This window comes from Micromonospora sp. NPDC047465 (assembly GCF_040643125.1).
Classification (GTDB): domain Bacteria; phylum Actinomycetota; class Actinomycetes; order Mycobacteriales; family Micromonosporaceae; genus Micromonospora.
The window spans coordinates 75,979-94,297 of sequence record NZ_JBEYTP010000001.1 but is presented as its reverse complement, the minus strand read 5'-3'; the positions used below and the strand labels follow the sequence as shown (position 1 = coordinate 94,297).

Genomic DNA, 18,319 nt, shown 5'->3' with positions numbered 1-18,319 from the left:
GTCCCGGCCGGACCGGGCCGGAGGATGCGGAGCGGGGAGCATGAGCGAAGACGCGCAGCAGCGGGAGCCGGACCGGGTCGCCGGGCCATCGCAGGAGGGGGCGACGGAGCCGGACGTCCTGCTCGACGTACCGGAGGTGTCGGTCGACTCGATCCGGCTCGCCGTGGACGGGCTGGACGCCGACCTGTCCCTGCGGGCGCGCTTGGCCAACCTCCTCCAGCTCGACGCCGGCGTCCGGGTGCACCTGCGGAACGTCGAGCTGGACATGACCGGGGTGCACGCCGAGGCGCAGCTCAAGGTGCGCCTGGAGAAGCTGGTCGACATCCTCGACCGGGCGCTGAGCACCATCGACCGTAATCCGCAGATCATCGACGCCCTGTCCCGTACGGCGATCGCCTCGATCGACGACGTGAACCGGGCGACGCAGCAGATGGCGAGCCCGGGCGGGCAGGTCGCCCGCTCGGCAACGCAACCCGGCGGGCTGCTCGCCGGCTCGGCAACGCAACCCGGCGGGCAGGCAGCGGGCTCGGCGGAGCGGCGGGGCGGGCAGGTCAGCGCCTCCGGGGAGCGGCCCGGTGGCGCGACCGACGATCTCGGGCAGCAGGTCGGCGCCATCGGCGCGGTCGCCGACCGGTCCCTGCGGGAGCCAGGCGCCCCGGGCCAGGGCGGGGGACCGGGCGCGGGCCAGGCGACGCCGGGCGGCGGCGGGGAGCAGGGCCAGCGCGCTCGGGAGCAGGCGGGGCGCGAGGCGGGCCCGTCCGCCCAGGCGCGCCCTGAGCAGGGCGGGCCTGAGCAGACCCGCGGGGAGCAGGGCCAGCGCGCCCGGGAGCAGGCGGGGCGCGAGGCGGGCCCGTCCGCCCAGGCGCGCCCTGAGCAGGGCGGGCCCGAGCAGGTCCGCGGGGAGCAGGGCGGGCCGCGCGAGCAGCCCGACGAAGCCGGCGGTGGTGGGACGCCGAGCGCGACGCAGCTCGCGGAGCAGGCGGGCGAGACGCTGCGGCAGGCCGGGCGAAGCGTGTGGGAGGCGATCCAGAGCGGAATGGCCCAGCGCCGGCAACAGGGGCGCTGACGGGTCGGCCCCCGACCCTGGCCGCCGGTGACGACGGACCAGCCGCACGACGCCGTCCCCACCCGCGTCCTGGGCGGGCGGGGACCGTGCATCCCCGGCGACTGTGGCCAGGCTTGGGCCGGCCCGCCGACCTTCCGGCTGCCAGCCCCGACCGGTACGGGTCAGGGCGTCGGGCGCCTCGTCATGCCGCCTCGTCCCGGAAGCGCACCTCGGGGTAGGCCGGGGCCGGTGCGTCGAGCAGGGGCTGCGGTCGATCACGCAGGTGCGCGTCGAGGAACGCCGCGACGTACGCGCGGGTGATCAGCAGTTGCCGGTCCCCCGGAATGGCGCCCGGGTCCATGCCTAGTTGGGCGCCGAGGACCGGCCGGTCCGTGAAGGAGAGGTGACCACTGCCGGTGACGGTGAGCCACCGCTTCCAGCCCACCAGGCCGGGCCAGTCGCGCAGCCAGCTCGCGTCCGTCGGCCGCTCGGAGCCGACCAGCAGGAACGGCTTGGCCACGGTGCCCGCCGGGACCGGGACGAAGTGGGTGCCGTCCAGGTTGACACCGGCGTCGACCCGCCGGTCGGTGCGGAGCACCTGCGCGGCGCTCGCGCCGCCGATGGAGTGCCCGGCCATGCCGACCCGGCTCGCGTCGATGAACCGGGCGCCGTGCCACGCCGGACGCGGCCCGGTCAGTCGGTCCAGCAGGAACGACACGTCGGCCGCCCGTCCCTCGACCACCCGGGGGAGCCTGTCCTGCCCTGTCGCCTCACAGGCGAGACAGTCGGCGACCCGGCCGTCCGGGAACTCGACTCCCCGCGCCTCGTGGGGGTGGTCCACGCCGGCCACCACGTACCCCCGGCTGGCCAGCTCCTCGGCCAGCCCGGTCAGCGACTCCCGGCTGAGACTGAAACCGGGAGAGAGCACCACCAGCGGCCAGCCCCGGGCGGCCGGCCGGATCGGCACGTCGCGGCGGGCGTTGGTGCGTACGGTGGTCAACAGATCCGGCGGGAGGGGTAAACCCTCGGCGGCGACGATCCGCGCGGAGACCGCCGCGGTGGTGTAGGGCGCCCGCACGCCCGGCGCGGCCACCGCCGGGTACCAGAGCGACACCATCAGCTCCCGGCGTAGCTCGGGCCGCCACTGGTCGGGCCGGGCGTCGTCGGTCAGGTGCAGCCAGGTGGTGCCGACCGGGTAGCGGCCGGTCGGTGCCGGCAGCTTCAACGCCGGCGCCGAAGCCTGGGCCGTGACCGGGCTGCCGGCCAGCAGTGTGGCCAACAGGGTCAGGAGTACGAGCAGTGCCCGGCCGCCGCTACGCAAGGCGACCACCGGCCGCTGCGCCCGACGCCGCCGCGCCGAAGCGTGTCGTCAGCCCAGTTGAAGTGATCATGCTGCCCCTCCCTGAGGATCCGTCGTGACGCGTCGACGGTAGGGATCCGCCAGGGGTTCGCACCGTGCCCGAACGACAGGCGGGCGTACCCACCTTCGTCAGGGTTCGGCCCTGCGCGGCCGGCCACGGCAGCGTCGACCGGCCCGGCAGAGGCGCAGCTTTCTCCGCGTCGCTTTCAGGGCTGGCCGGTCTGGCGACTGCCCGACGAGGAGACCCTCCGCCAGCGGCGGTGATCAGAGCAGGTCGGACACGACGATAGCCACGAAGATCAGGACCACCGCCTCGCTGACCAACCACGAGTGGTCATTGGCCCAGTTGCGGATCTTCGGCAGCGCTGCCGTCGCCCCCTGACCGAACGCGAGCAGGGCGAGCAGTGGCAAGGCCAGTAGCAGCAGCGTCAGACACAGGAACGGCAGCAGGTTCCACCACGGCTTGTCGTGGCCTGCCAGGCTCCCGGCGACTGCCAGCATGGTCGCCTCGTCACTGGCAGCCGCGCGACATCACCATGCGCGGCCCAGCTCCGAGAGCGCCTTGGCGATCTCGCGGTCACGCCCGTCGATGGCGTGCAGGTACCGAGCAGGTTGGGGCGTGGCGCCGTTCAGTCAAGGATGTGGTAGGCGACCCAGGCGACTTGCAGTGCGACGCATAGCGACCCGCCGAGAAGTCCCAAGGTTGCCAGCGCACGGTAGAGAAGTGGCGTATCTGCGCGTAAGGCGAAATAGCCGAACACGACGCCGGCGGCTCCCGGAAGGAGAACGCGGCTGTAATCCCACAACGGCACCCAGAGCACACCTGCGGCGAGCGCCAAGAACGACAGTGCCGTGTCTCCGCGATCGCGAGCCACGTCTGCTCGATCGCGTGCCATGCATGCTTGATCGCGTGTCAGCGACGGCAGGTCGGCCACCAGGGCGTCCAGTTCGCCGAAGGTCTTCGCGTCGTAGGCGTGCGCTGACCGGGCCTCGAACTCCGCGAGGGTCAACCGCCCCTCGCTCGCAGCGACGCCGAGCCGGGCCACGACCGCCTCTCGGTCGCCGTGTGACACTCGGATGTCGTTCACAAGCAGAGGGTAGCGACGGCAATGGTCGCGAGATGGGCCGAAGCCGAATCTGATCATCTTGGCAGGCGAGGAAGCGGCGTGCGACCTACGTGCGATAGCGGGCGGCAATGAGCGGCCAAGAGCGGTCAACCATGGCCAAGGGCGATCCATGAGGCAGGCCCCTGCACGCAGAAGCGCCGACCGGCGTTTCCGCTGGTCGGCGCTTCAGTAGCCCGGCGAAAGGCTATGTGGCCAGGGGCGGGGTCGAACCGCCGACCTTCCGATTTTCAGTCGGACGCTCGTACCAACTGAGCTACCTGGCCGTGTTGCTCGGTTCATGCTACCCGCACGGCGGGCTGTCCGCCGGGAGGGTCACACGCTCCGATACGCAGAACGCCGCGCATGGTGGGCGCGGCGTCAGCGCTGGCGGTCCTGACGGGACTTGAACCCGCGACCTCCGCCTTGACAGGGCGGCGAGCACTCCAACTGCTCCACAGGACCTAGCTTTGTTGCCTCCGGCCGAAGCCGGACCGTGCCCCCAACGGGATTCGAACCCGTGCTACCGCCTTGAAAGGGCGGCGTCCTGGGCCGCTAGACGATGAGGGCGGCCCCGCCATCATTGCACACTCGCAACTTCAAGCGGACTTGCTCCCATCCGGCCCCGCCGGAGGCTTGGATAGCTTACGTGATGGTCGGCCCCTCGACCAAACCGGTATGGCCCTGGCCACAGCGAGCCGCAAAACCGCAGGTCAGGTGCGGTCTAGCGGAGCCGGGCGATGCCGAAGCGGCGCTTCAGGTCGGTGATCAGGTGCGGGCAGGCGGCCAGTGTCGCGGCCCGATCGCCGCCCCCGTCGTGCAGCAGCACGACCGATCCGGGCCGGGCCGCGGCGCGTACCCGCTTGGTGATCGTCGCGGTGGTCGGCTTGCCCCAGTCCTGCGGGTCGACGTTCCAGTGCAGCGACCGCATGCCGAGCTGCTTGGCGACCGACACCACCTCGGGCGTCCACCGGCCGCCCGGCTGCCGGTAGAACGGCACCTTGGCCCCGGGCACCGCGGCCCGGATCGCCGCGTTGGTGCGGGCCAGGTCGCCGCGGATCTCGGCGACCGGTCGCCGGGCGAGGTCCATGTCGTGGCGCCAGCTGTGGTTGCAGAGCTGGTGCCCCTCCCGCACGATCCGCCGCACCAGATCGGGGTGGCGGCGGGCCTGGGTGCCCACCACGCAGAACGTGGCGGTGACCCGCGCCGCGCGGAGCTGGTCGAGGATCTTCGGCGTCCAGACCGGGTCGGGCCCGTCGTCGAAGGTCAGCGCCACGGCCCGCACGCCGGTGCTGCGCTGCAGGCCCGGCGGCAGCTTGCTGGGCAGCGGCCGGACCGGGCGTTTGGGCGGCGGGGTGCTGCGGGTCGGCCGCGGACTGGCCGTCGGGGTCGACTCCGGCGGCAGCGGCGCCGAGGCGACGGGGCTGGGGCCGGCCGCCTCCGGCGGGGACGCGGAGGTGTCGCCGCAGCCGCCGAGGAGGAGGGCAAGGGCCAGACCGGATGCCAGTACGGCGCGTGGGCGCATCGTTCGCTCCCGAAGGGGGTCGGGGTCAGCGGACCCCCGACGCTAGTGGACGGCTTTTCGTCCCGGCACCCCGGTCAGCCAGCGGTGGACTGGCCCAGCGAGTCGCGTACGGCCAGCGCGAGCGAGACCGCCTCGCTGAGGTCGAGCGGCCGCACCACCCCGGCGGGCAGCGAGTCCGCCGGCCAGCCGGGCCCGGCGGCGAGCACCAGCAGCGGCCGGCGGGGCGCGGCGAGCAGGGCGGTGAGCTGGGCGGGGTCGGCGGTGGCCGGGGCGTGCGACCAGACGACCACGGCGGCCGGCCCGGTCCGGTTGACCGCCTCGACCAGCGCCGCCCCCGGCACCCGGGCACCGAGCATCCGGTAGCCCACGCCGGCCTCGGCGAGCGCGGCGGCGAGCGCCTCCAGCGGCAGGCTGTGCTGCTCCTCGTCGGCGCAGGAGAGCAGGACGCGCGGCGGCCCGGTGGGCGCGCCGGCCCGGGCGACCGCCGCGAACGCCTCCGACACGCACCGGGACACCAGGTGCTCGACCTCGATCAGGCCGGCGGTGGCGGCGTGCCGCTCCCCGATGCCGACGAGCACCGGGCGCAGCAGCCCGTCCCAGGTGGCGACCACCCCGTCCGCCTCGACGGCGTGCGCGATCGCCTCGCTGATCGCCACCGAGTCCAGCCGCATGGCGGCACGGGCCAGCCCCCGGGCGGCCGGCCCGGCCCGGCCGACCGGGATCGTCGGGCCGCCGCCGTCCCGCGTGCCGGCGGTACGCGCGGGCGGGCGGGCACCGGCGTCGGCGGCGGGTGCGGCCTCCGGCGTCCGACGGGCCCAGCGGGCCGCCTCGGCGGGGGTGACCCCCTGGGCGGTGAGCCGCCGCATGATCTCCAGGCGCGCGAGGTCGGCCGGCGTGTAGCGCCGGTGGTGTCCCGGTACGTGCTCGCTCGGGCCGAGCCCGTAGCGCTGGTGCCAGGTGCGCAGGGTGGTGACGGCGACCCCCAGCTGCCTGGCCACCGCCCCCGCGCTCAGCGCCTCATCGGCCACCCGACCGCTCCGACGCGTCGTCCGCCGGCAGCGCGGAGGGGCTCATGGCCGCGTTCGGCGGGCCGACGGTCGGCCGCAGCAGCCGGTTCACCACCCCGCCCAGCCAGGGCGCGTACGCGCGGGGATCGGCGTCGAGGTCGGCGACCAGCTCGACGGGGTCGACCCAGCGCAGCTCGGCCACCTCGTCGGGGTCGGGCAGCAGCGGCGTGCCCGGCCGGAACCCGCCCCGCAGGACGTGGTCGTACTCGAACTCGACCCGGCCGGTGGCCGGGTCCTCGGCGTAGTAGACGTACACCCCGACCTCGGTCAGCTCGACCGGGTCGGCGCCGAGCTCCTCGCGCAGCCGGCGGTTGGCGGCCTCGACCAGCGACTCGCCGGGCGCGGGGTGGCCGCAGCACGAGTTGGCCCAGCGCAGCGGGAAGCGGGTCTTCACCCCGGCCCGGCGCTGGAGCAGCACCCGGCCGTCGGGGTCGACGAGCAGCACCGAGAAGGCGCGGTGCAGCTGACCCGGGGGCTGGTGCGCGGCGGACACGGTGGTTTCGCCCCGTGCGTGCCCGGCGTCGTCGACGAGCTCGACGAGGTGCTTCTCGCGGGTGGTCACGGCAGGTGCCTTTCGGGTGTGCGGGCGAGGGCCATCAGGATTCCCCGGTGATGCGGCCGGCGGCGAGCTTGCCGGAGATGAGCACCATCGGCACGCCGACGCCGGGCTGGGTGCCCGAGCCGACGAAGACCACGTTCGGCAGCGTCCGGTGCAGGTTCGACGGGCGGAACGGGCCGGTCTGGAAGAAGCTGTGCGCGGCGGCGAACGGGGTGCCGGCGGCCATCCCCTGCTCGGCCCACTCGGCCGGGGTGACGGCCCGCAGCACCTCGACGCCCGCGCCGAAGCCGACGTAGCCGCGCTCCTCCAGGGTCCCGACGAGCTGGTCGGCGTAGCGGTCGGTGAGGTCGCCCCGCCAGTCGAACGGCGCCCGGTGGAGGTTGGGCACCGGCGCGAGCACGTAGTAGGTGTGCCGGCCGGCGGGCGCGAGCGACGGGTCCGTCCGGCTCGGGTTGGTCACCAGCAGGGACGGGTCGCTCATCAGCTCGCCGCGCCGGATGACCTCATCGAAGGTGCCCTTCCAGGACCGTCCGAAGTGGATGTTGTGGTGGGCGATCCTCCCATATCCCTGCCGGGATCCCACGTGCAGGACCACGCAGGACGGCGAGTAGGTGAGCCTGCGGGGGCGGGTCGGCGGCAGCAGGTCGCGGTAGGCGACCGGCAGGTCGGGGTTGAGCACCACCACGTCGGCCGGGATCAGCTCCCCGTCGGCGGTCAGCACGCCGGTGGCCCGGCCGTTCGCGGTCTCCACCCGGGTCACCGTGGTGTCGTACCGGATCTGCACGCCGTGTTTCTCGGCGGCGCCGGCCATGCCCCGGGAGACCGCGTGGATGCCGCCGCGCGGGAAGTAGACCCCGGCCACCGAGTCGAGGTACGCGATGACCGCGTAGATGGCCAGGGCGTCGTGCGGGGCGAGGCCGGCGTACATCGCCTGGAAGGAGAAGATCCGTTGGGTGCGCGGGTCGCGGAAGAACTGGTTGATCTTCGTCTGGAGCCGGCGGAAGGCGCCGCCCGCCAGCAGCCTCAGGAGGTTGCCGGTGAGCAGGTCGGTGGGCGCGTCCAGGTTGCGTTCGATGAAGTCGGCGCGCTCCCACTGCCAGAGCTTCCGGGCGTAGTCGACGAAGCGCAGGTAGCCGTCGGCCTCGCGGGGGCCGCAGACCCGGGTGATCTCGGCGGCCATCCGGGCGGTGTCGGTGATGACGTCCAGCGTCGACCCGTCGGGGTAGTAGGCCCGGTAGGCCGGGTCGAGCGGGGTCAGGTCGAGCCAGTCGTCCAGTTCCTCGCCCACCGCGCCGAGCGCCTCGGCGATCAGGTCCGGCATGGTGAGCACGGTGGGGCCGGTGTCGAACTCGTAGCCGTCGACGCCGAGCCGGCCGGCCCGGCCGCCCGGCACCGGCTCGCGCTCCAGCACGGTCACCTGCCGGCCGCTGCCCGCCAGGTGCAGCGCGCAGGCCAGCCCACCCAGGCCGGCGCCGACCACCACCACCCGGTCCGTACGCCCGTGCACGGTGCGCACGCGATCACCCCCCTGTGCGAAGTTGCCCATCATGCCCGCCGGTTGGTGGCGGCGGTGGCGAGACCGGTCAGCGCGGTGCGCGCCGTCTCGTCGATCGACGCGGCGTCGAGCGCGGCGAGCGCCTCGGCGACCCGGTCGGAGATCATGCGCTCGACGCGGTCCACCGCGCCGGTGTCGGCGACCACGCCGGCGAGCCGGGCGATCTCCTCGTCCGTCACCCCGTCGCCGACCCGGTCCAGCGCGCGCCACTGAGCCGGCGTGGCGAGCTGCCGGGCGAGCATGAGCAGCGCGGTCGGTTTGCCGGTGCGCAGGTCGTCGCCGGCCGGCTTGCCGGTGGCCGACGGGTCGCCGTAGACGCCGAGCAGGTCGTCGCAGAGCTGGAACGCCTCGCCGACCGCGAGCCCGTATCGGGTGTACGCGGCGATCAGCGGGGCGTCGGTGTCGACGCCGGCCAGGCGGGCGCCGAAGAGCAGCGGCTTCTGCACCGTGTAGCTCGCGGTCTTGTAGCGGGCGACCCGCAGCGCGCGGTCGACCGACCAGTTCGCCGCGTCGCTCTCGCCGAGCACGTCGAGGTACTGCCCGGCGATCGTCTCCACCCGCATCTGGTCGTAGCAGCGGCGGACGTGGAGCAGCCGGGCCGGTGGCAGGGCGGCGTGCGCGAGGAGCCGGTCGGCCCACACCACGCAGAGGTCGCCGACCAGCACCGCGACCGCCTCGCCGAACCGACGCGGGTCGCCCCGGTGCCCGGCGGCGGCGTGCCGGGCGGCCTGCGCCACCTGCACGGTCGGCCGGCCGCGTCGAGTGGCGGAGGCGTCCATCACGTCGTCGTGCACGAGGGCGAAGGTGTGCAGCAACTCCAGGGCGGCGAACGCCGGTAGCACGGCCGGCAGCGGCTCCGCGCTTCCCGCGCCGCGCCAGCCCCAGTAGGCGAACGTCGGCCGGACCCGCTTGCCGCCGGCCAGCACGCTGTCGCGCGCCGTCGCGGCGAAACGGCCCATCGCCGCGTCGATCTCGGCCAGCGAGGCGACCTCGGCGGCCAGGAAGGCGGCCAGGGTGCGGTCCACCGCCGTGACCAGATCGCTCGTGTACGCGGCCAGGACCGCGCCGACGAGGTCGTCCCCGTCCCCCGGGGCTGCCGGCGTGACGCGGAGGGTGTTGCCGGCAACTGCGTCGTTGGCCATGCGGCCGAGCGTACCCTAGGGTTACGTCTTGCGTCGATTGGTGCGTCGATACTTGAGGAGGGCCGGTGGACACGGATCTCACCGCTGCCTATGACCGTTGCCGTGCGGTGCACAGACGCCACGGCCGCACCTACTATCTCGCGACCCGGCTGCTGCCCGCCTGGAAACGGCGGCACGTGCACGCCCTCTACGGGTTCACCCGCTACACGGACGAGATCGTCGACCGGACCGAGGAGTTGTCCCCGGCCGAGCGTGCGGCGCGGCTCGACGACTGGGCCGGCCGCTTCGTCGCCGGGCTGCACGGCCAGCCGGTCGACGACCCGCTGCTCCCGGCCGTGCTGCACACCATCGCCGTCTTCGATCTCGACCGGGACGACTTCGTGTCGTTCCTCAAGAGCATGGCGATGGACCTGACGGTCACCTCGTACCGCACCTACGACCACCTGCTCGACTACATGGAGGGCTCGGCGGCCGTCATCGGCACGATGATGCTGCCGATCCTGGGCAGCTCCGACCCGGCCGCGGCCCGCGAGCCGGCGCGCCAGCTCGGCTTCGCCTTCCAGCTCACCAACTTCATCCGGGACATCGGCGAGGATCTGGAGCGCGGGCGGACGTACCTGCCCGACGACGACCTCGCCCTGTTCGGCGTCACCCGCGAGGAGCTGACCGAGGCCCGCGCCCGGGGGCGGGCCACGCCCCGGATCCGGAAGCTGATCGCGTACGAGGTGGGCCGCGCCCAGGCGCACTACGCCGCCGCGGCACCCGGGATCACGCTGCTCGCGCCCGCCTCGCAGGCGTGCATGCGCACCGCGTACGCGCTCTACGGCGGCATCCTCGACGAGGTGGCCGCGCAGGACTACGACGTCTTCGCCGGCCGGGCGCTGGTGCCGCGGCGCCGCCGGCTGGCGGTGGCCGCCCGCGCCCTGCTCGCCCCGACCGGCACGCCCGTGGTGATCCCCGGGCCCGCCCTGGCGCCCGCCCCGGTCCCCGTGCCCGCCCCGTGACGGCCGCGCCGTCCCCGGGGGCGGGTCAGAGGCAGGAGTGCAGGGCGTCCACCAGGGCGTCGACCCGGTCGTGGTCGGCCAGATGGGACGTTGCGTAGGCGAAGGTGTAGCCGCGCGCGGGGTCGGCCCAGGCGGAGCTGCCGCCGATCCCGCCCATGCCCCAGCTCCCGTCCTCCTCCCACTGCATGCCCAGCGTCCACCGGGTGCGCCGACCCAGCAGCAGGTCGTCGCCGTCGTACTGGACCCGCGTCGCCTCGCCCACCAGCTCCGGGCTGAACAGGCGTACGCCGTCGAGGACGCCACCGGCGAGCAGGCCCGCGTAGAGCCGGGCCAGGGCACCCGCCGTCGAGTGCAGGTTGACCGCCGGCACCTCCGCGCCCCGCCAGAGCGGGCTGTTCACCACCGCCAGGTCCCGCCCGCCGGGCGGGTTGTCCAGCGCCCGCGCCCAGAGCGAGCCCGGCGCACCGGCCACCCGGTCCGGCCACCCCGGGTCGCCGTACCGCAGCTCGGCGCAGCGCCGCCGGTCCGCCTCGCCGAGGCCGAAGCCGAGGTCCAGCCGCCACGGCCCGGCGATCTCCTCGGCCAGGAAGCGGCCCACCGACCGCCCGTCGACCCGCCGCACCAACTCGCCTACCAGATGCCCGTACGTCCAGGCGTGCTCGCCCGCGACGGAACCCGGCGGCCACTCCGGCCCGGCGGCGGCGAGGTCGGCGCAGAGCAGGTCCCAGTCGGCGATCGCGGCGGCCGGCCGGGGCACCGGGAAGGTCGGCAGTCCGGCGGTGTGCGTGAGCACCTGCCGGACGGTGGCCGCGGTGCGGAAGTCCGGCCAGTGCGCGGCGACCGGGTCGTCCAGGCCGAGCCGGCCCCGGTCGACCAGCATCAGCAGGCAGAGCGCGGCGACGGGCTTGCCGACCGAGTAGACGTTCACCAGCGTCTCCGGCCGCCACGGCCGCCCCGGCGACCGTTCCCCGCCGACGATGTCGACGACCGGCTCCCCGTCGTACCAGATCGCCAGGCCGGCCCCGCTCTCCCGGCCGCTGGCGAGCAGGTCGGCGAAGCAGTCGTGGACGGCGGAGAAACGGGCGCGCATCCGGCCACCGTAGGCGGCCGACCACCACCCGGGCAGCGAATATCGCGCCGGCCGGGTGGTCGGAGACCGGGCGGTGCGGAATGCTGGCGGGATGGCGGAGCCGGAACTGGTGGACGTGGTCGTGGTCGGGCTCGGGGTCGGCGGCGAGGAGGTGGCCGGGCGGCTCGCCGAGGCCGGGCTGACCGTCGTCGGCGTCGAGCGTGACCTGGTCGGCGGGGAGTGCCCCTACTGGGGATGCATCCCGAGCAAGATGATGATCAGGGCGGCCAACGCGATCGCCGAGGCGCGCCGGGTCGACGGGCTCGCCGGCACCGCCCAGGTCCGGCCCGACTGGGCGCCCGTGGCGAAGCGGATCCGCGAGGAGGCCACCGACACCTGGGACGACACGGTCGCCGTGGAGCGCTTCACCGGCAAGGGCGGCCGGTTCGTCCGGGGCAGCGCCCGCCTCGACGGCCCCGGCCGGGTCCGGGTCGGCGAGCGGGTCTTCCAGGCCCGGCACGGGATCGTGCTCGGCACCGGCACCAAGCCGTCCGTGCCGCCGGTCGACGGGCTGGCCGACACGCCGTACTGGACCAACCGCCAGGCGATCGAGGTCGAGGAGCTGCCGGAGTCGCTGCTGGTGCTGGGCGGCGGCGCGATCGGCCTGGAACTGGCCCAGGTCTTCGCCCGGTTCGGCGTCCGCGTCACCGTCGTCGAGGCGGCGGACCGGGTGCTCGCGGTCGAGGAGCCGGAGGCGTCCGAGGTGGCCGCCGCCGCGCTGCGCGCCGACGGGGTGGAGATCCACACCGGCGTACGGGCGGAGCGGGTCCGCCACGACGGGCGCGGCTTCACGCTGCACGGGGCCGACGGGGCCGAGTTCACCGGGCAGCGGCTGCTGGTGGTGACCGGCCGCCGGGCTCACCTCGACGAGTTGGGCCTGGACACCGTCGGGGTGGACGCCGGCCAGCGGTACCTGGCCGTCGACGACCGGCTGCGCGTCACCGACGGGATGTGGGCGGTCGGCGACGTCACCGGGGAGGGCGCGTTCACCCACGTCGCCATGTACCAGGCGGGGATCGTCGTCGCCGACGTGCTCGACCACGCCCGGCGCGCCGACGGCGGGCCGGACGCCAGCGGCACCGCCCGCGTGACGGGCGGCGCTGTCGGCGCGGTCAGCGCGTCCGGCGCCACCCGGTCGGGGGCCTCCGCCGGCGCGGTGCCGCGCGCCGACTACCGCGCGCTGCCCCGGGTCACCTTCACCGACCCCGAGATCGGCGCGGTCGGCCTCACCGAACGGCAGGCCCGCGAGCGCGGGATCAACGTGCAGGTCGGCCTCGCCGAGCTGCCGTCGTCGGCGCGCGGCTGGATCCACCGGAGCGGCAACGAGGGATTCGTCAAGCTGGTCGCCGACGCTGACCAGGGGGTGCTGATCGGCGCGACCTCGGTCGGGCCGGCCGGCGGCGAGGTGCTCTCCGGGCTGGTGGTGGCGGTGCACGCGGCCGTGCCGCTGGCCCGGCTCCGGCACATGATCTACGCCTACCCGACGTTCCACCGCGCCATCGAGGACGCGCTGCGGCGCCTGCGCTAGACGGACGCGCTGCGACGCCTGCGCTAGACGGCCGCGCCGTGCCGCCCGGCGCCGGCGGCGAACCGGGCCGCCCCGGCCGCCGCGTCGGCGGCGAGCGAGTCCATCCCGTACGCCAGCTCGGTCGCCAGCGCCGCCGGCTCCGGCTGGCCCGCGCCGGCCAGCACGGCGGCCCGGTCGTTGCGCAGGCAGGTCTGCGGGTGCCGGGCGATCTCGGCCGCCAGCCGCTCGGCCGCCGCCCGCGCCTCACCCGGGGCGACCAGCCGGTTCACCAGCCCCATCGCGTACGCCTCCTCGGCCGGCACCGGCCGGCCCGTGAGGATCAGGTCCATCGCCCGGCTCTCGCCGATCAGCCGGGGCAGCCGGACCGTCCCCCCGTCGATCAGCGGCACCCCCCAGCGCCGGCAGAACACCCCGAGGACCGCGTCGGACTCGGCGACCCGCAGGTCGCACCAGAGCGCCAGCTCCAACCCGCCGGCCACGGCGTGACCGGAGATCGCGGCGATCACCGGCTTGCCGAGCACCATCCGGGTCGGGCCCATCGGGCCGTCCCCCTCCGGCTCGACCCGGTTGCCGCTCGGGGTGCCGATCGCCTTCAGGTCGGCCCCCGCGCAGAACGTGCCGCCGGCGCCCCAGAGCACGGCCACCGCTGCGTCGGGGTCGGCCTCGAAGGCGCGGAACGCGTCGGCCAGGGCCCGGGCCGTCGGCCCGTCGACCGCGTTGCGGGCCGCCGGGCGGTCCAGGATCACCGTGGTCACCGGCCCGTCGTGCTCGACGCGTACGCCCATCGGCACAGCATGCCCCGGTGGTGCCGGCGGCGCCAGGGGCGTCAGCGCGCCTTCGCGGCGCGGGGACGGACCAGGGTCGCGCCCAGCGCGGCGCCGACCACGCACGCCACCCCGGCCGCCTGCGGCCAGGCCAGCAGCTCGCCCAGCAGGACCAGCCCGACCAGCGCGCCGATCGCCGGCTCCAGGCTGAGCAGGATCGCGAAGACGCGGGCCGGCATCCGGCGCAGCGCGGCCAGTTCGGCCGAGTACGGCAGCACCGACGACAGCAGTGCCACCGCGACGCCCAGCGCGAGGGTCCACGGGTCGAGCAGCGCCGTGCCGCTGCCGGCGACCCCGAACGGCAGTACGGCGAGCGCGGCGACGGCCATTCCCAGCGCGAGGCCCCGGCTGCCCGGCACACGGGCGCTGACCGCCTTGCCGAGCAGTACGTACCCGGCCCAGCCGACCGCGATGGCGACGCACAGCAGCAGCCCCACCCGGTCCATCCCGGTCCCGCCGAGCCCGCTGATCAGCAGCACCCCGCCGCCCGCCAGGACCGCCCACGCCACGTCGGCCGGCCGGCGGCTGCCGGCGAGCGACACCAGCAGCGGCCCCGCGAAACCGATGGTGACCGCCACGCCGAGCGGCACCCGGTGCAGCGCCGCGTAGAAAGCGAGGTTCATCAGCGCCAGGGTGAGCCCGAACGCCCCGACCAGGCCGGCGGCGCGCCAGCCCAGCCGCAGCCCGGGCCGGGCCACGAGCAGCAGGATCAGCGCGGCGAAGCCGAGCCGCAGCGTGGTCGTACCGCCGGCGCTGGTGCTGCCGAAGAGTTGCTTGGCGACGGCCGCACCGACCTGGGTGGAGAGCATGCCCAGCAGCATCAGCAGCGGCGGCGGCACGGCCCGGGGTCGGCCGAGGGCGACGGTCAGTCGGGCCGCCGGGTGGCCGGCCGGCAGCGGGCGGGAGGCGAGTGCGTACACCCGGACCACACTGGTCGCGGACGGCGCGGCGCGCGACCGGATTTCCACGCCCGGCCGGCGGTCCGGGGCGGCGGTCCGGCCCCTGGCCGGTCCGGCCCTGCCGGTCGGCGACGACCTCTACCCCGACGCGGGTGCCGCCGCCGGCCGGGCGGCGGGTCCGGGTGGCGCGGCGCTAGCATGCCGGGCGGCACGATCATGTGAGGTGCCCCGCGCGAGCGGGGAGAATCGGGAAGCCGGTGCGAATCCGGCACGGGCCCGCCGCGGTGACCGGGGAGCCACCGTCCACGCGCGAGAGCGCAGCCACTGGCCCGCCCGGGCCGGGAAGGCGGACGGCCAGGCGTCGATCCGGGAGTCCGAAGACCGGCCTCGCGGTCAGGTGCCCACGCCCGGAGCGTGGGCCGAGCGCAGCGGGAGCCTGCCTTGGATCTCTACGACGTCATCCATCGCCGCCGGGACGTCCGCGGCCAGTTCACCGGGGCGCCGGTGCCCGACGGGACGCTGCACCGCGTCCTGACCGCGGCGCACGCCGCGCCGAGCGTCGGCTACTCCCAGCCCTGGGACTTCGTCCTCGTCCGCGACCCCGAGCTACGGCGCCGGTTCCACGAGCACGTCCAGACCGAGCGGGACACCTTCGCCGCCACCCTGGACGGGGAGGCGGCCGAGCGGTTCGCCCGCATCAAGATCGACGGGGTGCTGGAGTCCACCCTGTCCGTGGTGGTCACCTACGACCCGGCCCGAGGTGGCCCCGCCGTGCTCGGGCGGCACGCCATCGCCGACACCGGGCTCTACTCGGCCTGCCTCGCCATCCAGAACCTCTGGCTGGCCGCCACCGCAGAGGGGCTCGGCGTCGGTTGGGTGTCGTTCTACCGGGAGCCTTGGCTGGCCGAACTGCTCGGCATCCCCGACGGCGTACGGCCGGTGGCGTGGCTCTGCCTCGGGCCGGTCACCCACTTCGAGGCCGTGCCCGACCTGGCCCGGCACGGCTGGCGGCAGAAGCGCCCGCTGGCCGAGGCGATCCACCACGACCGCTGGACGCCGCCGGACCGCTGACCGCACCACCGCGGAAGGGCGGGTGCCATCCGGCCGGTGCCCGCCCGGTTCCGGGCCGGCAGGGACCTCGTCACGCACCGCTGCGGATCCGTCACCGGATACCGGTTTGCGGTCGCTCCTGCCGGGAAGTCGGTACGGGTGCGAGCACTCATGACGAAGATCGAGCAGGCCTCCGCGCTGGACCGGATCGGCGACCGGTTGCAGCGGGCCGTCCAGGCCACCCTCCGCCCAAGGCGCGTCCGCGACCTGCTGCACGGCGTGTGGCTGGGGCACCCGCTGCACCCGGCGATGGTGCAGGTGCCGGTCGGCGCGTGGCTCAGCACGGCCGTGCTGGACCTGATGCCGGGGCAGCGCCGCGCCGCCACGACGCTGTGCGCGGTGGGCACCGTCAGTGCCCTGCCGGCCGCGGTCGCCGGGCTCAACGACTGGGCGGCCCTCGCCCGAGACCAGCGCCGGATCGGCCTGGTGCACGCCGCCTCCAACAGCGTCGGCCTCACGTTCTACGCCGGCTCCATCGCCGCCCGGATGACCGGCCGGCACAACCTCGGCCGTACGCTCGGCTTCCTCGGGCTCAGCGCCGCGAGCATGGGGGCGTACATCGGCGGGCACCTGGCGTACAAGCAGGGCGCGCAGGTCAACCAGAGCATCTCCGAGCTGCACCGGATGAGCGACGGCTGGCACTCGATCGCGGACATGTCCGCCCTGCCGCAGCGAAAGCTGATCACCCGGGAGATCGACGACGTCTCGGTGATCCTCTACCGGCACGGCGACGAGGTCACCGTGATGCTGGAGCGCTGCCCGCACCAGAGCGGCCCGCTCGGCGAGGGTGAGGTGCAGGAGATCGACGGGCACGCGTGCGTGGTCTGTCCGTGGCACGGCAGCACGTTCCGGCTCAACGGCGGCGAGGTCGTGCACGGGCCGTCCGGCAACGACCAGCAGGTCCTGCCCACCCGCATCGTCAACGGCATGCTGGAAACCCGCCTCCCCTGACCACCCACCCCACCCACCCACCCACCGATCAACGGGGGCGTCCGGGGGTTGGGGTGGGGTTGGGTGGGTCAGGGGCGGCGGTGGCGGCCGATTTGGGGTTCGCGGGTGGTGTCCGGGTGGGCGCGGGCCAGGGCGCCGGCCACCGGGTGGGGGCCGGTGGGCGCGTCGCGGGGGCCGCCCGGAGTGGTGCTGCTGCTCGGGATCGCGGTCGTCCCGGTGGGGGTGGTTGGGCCGGTGTCCCGGGGACTCGCGTTCCGTCCGGTTCCGCGACCCGTCCGGGCCCGTACGGTTCCGTCACGTTCGGTCGCGCGTCCGATTCCGCTGCGGCTGCCTCCGTTCCGCCCGGTGCCTCGACGGCGTGTGGTGGCGGTGCGGGCCGCGCCTGCCGGTACGCGGGCGGGGCGGCCGCGCAGGCCAAGGACCGCGCCGATCTGCGCGCCGACGATGCTCGCCACCGCCAGGACGGCGGAGACCGCGAGCGGTCGGTTCACGCGGTCGGGCTCGCCGGCCCGGGCCGCCCCGACCGTCAGCGTCGGGGCCTCGTCGCCGGGCGCGTCGGCCGGCGGCGGTGCCGGGGCCTGCGCCGGGGGCGTCGCCCGCTCCGGGGTGACCTGTTCCGGGGTGGGCTGCGGGGCCGGCAGGGGTGCGGTGGGACGGGCGACGAGGCGGCCGGCGGCGTGCCGGCGGGCACCCCGGTCCTCGGCCTCCTGCGGGAGCCTCAGCAACTGGCCCGGGTGGATCCGGTCCGGGTCGTCGATACGGTTCAGCGCGGCCAGTTCACGGTAGTCGTCGAAGTCGTCCAGGTAGCGCTCGGCGACCCTGCCCAGCTGGTCGCCCCGGGCCACCCGGTAGACCGCCGCCCCGTCAGTCGAGGCAGCCGGAACAGGCTGCACGGCCGGAGCAGCCTGCGCCGCCGAGGCCGCCGGAGCAGGCTGCGCGGCCTGGGCCGCCAGATCGACGTGGGCTGCACGGGCGGGCGGCAGAGCCGGGCCAGCCTGGACGGCCGGAGCGGCGGAGGCCGGCCAGGTGGCCTGCGGCGGGACAGCCATCGGCGCGTTAGCGATCGGCGCTGCCGGCAGGGCGTACGGGCCGGCGACGGCCGTCGCCGCGCTCGCCGCCGGGCTGGCCGCGATGATCAGCGCGACCGACCCGACCAGGGCGGCGGCGGCCCGCTGCTGGCGGCTCATGCCCGGCAGCCGGGGTGCCGGCCGGCGCAGCGCCTGCGCGCAGAGTTCCACCAGCACGGAGAAGGCGAACGTCGCCCACCCGAACCAACCGGCCAGCGCCAGCGCGCGCAGGAAGAGGCGCCCGTCGTCGCGGCTGGTCAGCGTCGCGCCGATCTCCGCGACGGTGGGCAGGTGGTCGGGCAGCGGGTTGCCGGCGAGGGCGAGCAGCGCCACGGGCGCGCCTACCAGCACCGCGCAGAGCACGACGAGCGCGCCGAACCCGGTCAGGATCCGTCCGGTCCGCCGTACGACGGAACGACCCGAAGCGGCCATGGCTGCCTTCCTTCCTTCG

At 75.3% G+C, this 18,319-nt stretch carries 16 protein-coding genes, 3 tRNA genes, 1 pseudogene and 1 riboswitch; of the genes and pseudogenes, 5 read left to right on the top strand and 15 right to left on the bottom strand.

Annotation, left to right across the window (positions count from 1 at the left end; genetic code table 11):
• Positions 1–40: 40 nt before the first annotated feature.
• On the top strand, positions 41–1,066 hold the full coding sequence (locus ABZ793_RS00515; RefSeq protein ID WP_357449692.1) for a hypothetical protein: 1,026 nt from the start codon (positions 41–43) through the stop codon (positions 1,064–1,066).
• A 181-nt stretch (positions 1,067–1,247) separates the two neighbouring features.
• Here the strand turns inward: ABZ793_RS00515 and ABZ793_RS00510 are convergent, their stop codons facing one another.
• From ABZ793_RS00510 to ABZ793_RS00460, 11 genes are all read right to left on the bottom strand, one after another.
• The gene (locus ABZ793_RS00510; protein ID WP_357449689.1) at positions 1,248–2,375 is read right to left on the bottom strand and encodes a hypothetical protein; all 1,128 of its coding nucleotides are present in this window, start codon (positions 2,373–2,375) and stop codon (positions 1,248–1,250) included.
• Positions 2,376–2,669: 294 nt separating this feature from the next.
• A complete protein-coding gene (locus tag ABZ793_RS00505) occupies positions 2,670–2,906 on the bottom strand; it encodes a GAP family protein (RefSeq protein ID WP_357449686.1) in 237 nt (78 codons plus the stop codon).
• Positions 2,907–3,034: 128 nt separating this feature from the next.
• Positions 3,035–3,493 (bottom strand): DUF1707 domain-containing protein, encoded by a 459-nt coding sequence (locus ABZ793_RS00500; RefSeq protein WP_357449683.1) that lies wholly within the window; start codon positions 3,491–3,493, stop codon positions 3,035–3,037.
• 228 nt (positions 3,494–3,721) lie between these two features.
• Positions 3,722–3,795 (bottom strand) — tRNA-Phe (locus ABZ793_RS00495).
• A 101-nt stretch (positions 3,796–3,896) separates the two neighbouring features.
• A tRNA-Asp gene (locus ABZ793_RS00490) sits at positions 3,897–3,973 on the bottom strand.
• A gap of 32 nt (positions 3,974–4,005) precedes the next feature.
• A tRNA-Glu gene (locus tag ABZ793_RS00485) sits at positions 4,006–4,078 on the bottom strand.
• 154 nt (positions 4,079–4,232) lie between these two features.
• Positions 4,233–5,033 (bottom strand): polysaccharide deacetylase family protein, encoded by an 801-nt coding sequence (locus tag ABZ793_RS00480; protein WP_357449680.1) that lies wholly within the window; start codon positions 5,031–5,033, stop codon positions 4,233–4,235.
• Positions 5,034–5,107: 74 nt separating this feature from the next.
• On the bottom strand, positions 5,108–6,061 hold the full coding sequence (locus ABZ793_RS00475; RefSeq protein ID WP_357449677.1) for a MerR family transcriptional regulator: 954 nt from the start codon (positions 6,059–6,061) through the stop codon (positions 5,108–5,110).
• Entirely contained in the window at positions 6,051–6,662 is a 612-nt protein-coding gene (gene idi / locus ABZ793_RS00470) for an isopentenyl-diphosphate Delta-isomerase (protein WP_357449674.1), read from the bottom strand. Before idi ends, ABZ793_RS00475 begins: the two co-directional genes overlap by 11 nt.
• Positions 6,663–6,696: 34 nt before the next feature.
• Entirely contained in the window at positions 6,697–8,205 is a 1,509-nt protein-coding gene (gene crtI / locus ABZ793_RS00465) for a phytoene desaturase family protein (RefSeq protein WP_357450587.1), read from the bottom strand.
• Entirely contained in the window at positions 8,205–9,356 is a 1,152-nt protein-coding gene (locus ABZ793_RS00460) for a polyprenyl synthetase family protein (protein ID WP_357449671.1), read from the bottom strand. The genes crtI and ABZ793_RS00460 overlap by 1 nt, the downstream gene beginning before the upstream one ends.
• Before the next feature lie 65 nt (positions 9,357–9,421).
• Between ABZ793_RS00460 and ABZ793_RS00455 the strand changes: the two genes are divergently transcribed.
• A complete protein-coding gene (locus tag ABZ793_RS00455; RefSeq protein ID WP_357449668.1) occupies positions 9,422–10,360 on the top strand; it encodes a phytoene/squalene synthase family protein in 939 nt (312 codons plus the stop codon).
• 25 nt (positions 10,361–10,385) lie between these two features.
• Here the strand turns inward: ABZ793_RS00455 and ABZ793_RS00450 are convergent, their stop codons facing one another.
• Complete coding sequence (locus ABZ793_RS00450) at positions 10,386–11,450, bottom strand: serine hydrolase domain-containing protein (RefSeq protein ID WP_357449665.1); 1,065 nt, start codon at positions 11,448–11,450, stop codon at positions 10,386–10,388.
• A 91-nt stretch (positions 11,451–11,541) separates the two neighbouring features.
• Between ABZ793_RS00450 and ABZ793_RS00445 the strand changes: the two genes are divergently transcribed.
• Entirely contained in the window at positions 11,542–13,017 is a 1,476-nt protein-coding gene (locus tag ABZ793_RS00445; protein ID WP_357449662.1) for an FAD-dependent oxidoreductase, read from the top strand.
• A 23-nt stretch (positions 13,018–13,040) separates the two neighbouring features.
• On the opposite strand, the gene ABZ793_RS00440 is transcribed toward ABZ793_RS00445, so the two are convergent.
• Both ABZ793_RS00440 and ABZ793_RS00435 read right to left on the bottom strand, forming a co-directional pair.
• Positions 13,041–13,802: a crotonase/enoyl-CoA hydratase family protein gene (locus tag ABZ793_RS00440; protein WP_357449659.1), complete on the bottom strand. Its 762-nt coding sequence runs from the start codon at positions 13,800–13,802 to the stop codon at positions 13,041–13,043.
• 41 nt (positions 13,803–13,843) lie between these two features.
• Positions 13,844–14,761 carry an EamA family transporter gene (locus tag ABZ793_RS00435; protein ID WP_357449656.1) on the bottom strand — a complete coding sequence of 306 codons (918 nt, stop codon included), beginning with the start codon at positions 14,759–14,761 and terminating at the stop codon, positions 13,844–13,846.
• Positions 14,762–14,944: 183 nt separating this feature from the next.
• Positions 14,945–15,145: riboswitch (cobalamin riboswitch) on the top strand.
• A gap of 36 nt (positions 15,146–15,181) precedes the next feature.
• Between ABZ793_RS00435 and bluB the strand changes: the two genes are divergently transcribed.
• Together bluB and ABZ793_RS00425 are read left to right on the top strand one after the other, a co-directional pair.
• On the top strand, positions 15,182–15,811 hold the full coding sequence (gene bluB / locus ABZ793_RS00430) for a 5,6-dimethylbenzimidazole synthase (RefSeq protein ID WP_357449652.1): 630 nt from the start codon (positions 15,182–15,184) through the stop codon (positions 15,809–15,811).
• 150 nt (positions 15,812–15,961) lie between these two features.
• A complete protein-coding gene (locus ABZ793_RS00425) occupies positions 15,962–16,801 on the top strand; it encodes a Rieske (2Fe-2S) protein (protein WP_357449649.1) in 840 nt (279 codons plus the stop codon).
• Positions 16,802–17,178: 377 nt separating this feature from the next.
• On the opposite strand, the pseudogene ABZ793_RS00420 reads toward ABZ793_RS00425, so the two are convergent.
• Positions 17,179–18,300 (bottom strand): annotated as a pseudogene (locus ABZ793_RS00420) (LysM peptidoglycan-binding domain-containing protein); the annotation flags it as partial.
• Positions 18,301–18,319 lie beyond the last annotated feature (19 nt).